This is a genomic window from Alishewanella sp. WH16-1 (genome assembly GCF_001441695.1).
Taxonomy (GTDB): Bacteria; Pseudomonadota; Gammaproteobacteria; order Enterobacterales; family Alteromonadaceae; genus Alishewanella; species Alishewanella agri.
This window is the reverse complement of sequence record NZ_LCWL01000073.1, coordinates 1-1,442: the sequence shown is the minus strand read 5'-3', so window position 1 is coordinate 1,442 and position 1,442 is coordinate 1. Positions and strand designations below refer to the sequence as shown.

1 protein-coding gene is annotated in these 1,442 nt (G+C 55.2%); it reads right to left on the bottom strand.

The features are described 5' to 3' along the window. Positions 1–30 precede the first annotated feature (30 nt). Positions 31–1,404 (bottom strand): histidine-type phosphatase, encoded by a 1,374-nt coding sequence (locus AAY72_RS06490; RefSeq protein ID WP_057786201.1) that lies wholly within the window; start codon positions 1,402–1,404, stop codon positions 31–33. Positions 1,405–1,442 lie beyond the last annotated feature (38 nt).

Genomic DNA, 1,442 nt, shown 5'->3' with positions numbered 1-1,442 from the left:
TCAGACCGGTACCGGAGACGTTTAGACAAGTTAGGGGAGCAGGCAGCGACGTAGCTCGCTGCTGGTATAGAAAAAGTGGCTGCCGGTATAGGGTTGGCAAGTGCCGCCAAAAGCGGTTTCCCGTTCGTGGTGCAGCATCCGGATCAGCGTCAGGTTATCAGCATTACGATACACTTCCCACTGCACATTAGCTGCCATCGGTGAAACCTTAGCACTGCGCCAGGGGCTGTTTTTATAGCTATATAACACGCTTTGCGGCAACGGCTCACTGGCACCAGCGATGCCTAACAAGGCTGCCAGTGGCATCAGCACCTGGGCATGAGTAAAGCGAAAACTGGCCACGTAACCGTTTGGCTGCTCGGCTTTATCCAGCATATCAGCAACTAAACGCCCGGCCAGACGATAGGTAATATCATCACTTGCAAACGCCGGACCGCGACCATAAAAGGAATCCGCATCATCCAGTTCAGCCAGCGGTTGCAAATGCTCCTCCAGCAACAGCTCACTGAAATCAAACGGACCTTCCAGCGTCAAGTTACTGGCAATGCTGTACAGGCTAAACAGCACATTAGCCGCATCCAGCGGATTGCGAATCGCATCGTCGTCATCCGGCAGCGTTAGTTCAATTTCGCCCTGCTGCAGGCGGTTAAGAAACTCTGGCTGAAAAAACCGCGCCAACATCGACAGCGCCGCTTGCTGCCGGCTTGGGTCGGCAGCGAGTTGCTGCATGGCACTGAGCAGGCGTGGATCCTCGTCACGATAGCGGGCGAAGGCTTCACTCCCCTCTGCTTTATAAAAATATAAGGTACGCTCGTCGGCTTGCGGAGTATCAAACAGGGGTTTAAGCGCTGGCATAACCTCTGTTAGCCCGGCAACAAAGGCGTCGCCACTTTGATCGGCACGCTCCCGCCCTGAATGCAACACCGCGATCCGCAGCTGCTGTGCCACTGCCTGCTCGAACAACTGTGGCGACCTTGCCAGTAAGCGCTGCGCCATCTGCCGGTGCTCTTGCACGCCCAACGCAGAAATTTCACCATAATTATTGGGCTGATGCGCCTGATGCAGCCGGTTAACCAGCGCAGCCAATTGCTGCCCTAACGGGGTTAAGGCACCAGCATCTGCAGCCTGCTTTAGCAATTCTAACATCAGGATGTCATCGCCCTGACTGGATAAAAAACGCGAGCCATGCCGCGCCACATGTTGTAGCCCTACGGCGCTGAACCCCACGGGTACGGCACTGTAACTGCGCCAGTCTTGCTGGGGTTGGTACGGCGTTTTACTAGTTAATAACGCCCCGTTGCTGGCCGTGGTGGCCGCTGCACTCACGTTAGCCGCAACTTGTGGTGCGGGTTGACAGGCCGACAGCATCAGCAGCATTCCGGAACTGAGTAGAAATTTTTGCATAAGATAAGATTCCTTTAGCGATCGAGTAGGAGGCGGGA

What these genes read in the sequence shown, in the direction of transcription:
- AAY72_RS06490 (WP_057786201.1), bottom strand. Translation starts at nt 1,404, where the DNA reads ATGCAAAAATTTCTACTCAGTTCCGGAATGCTGCTGATGCTGTCGGCC.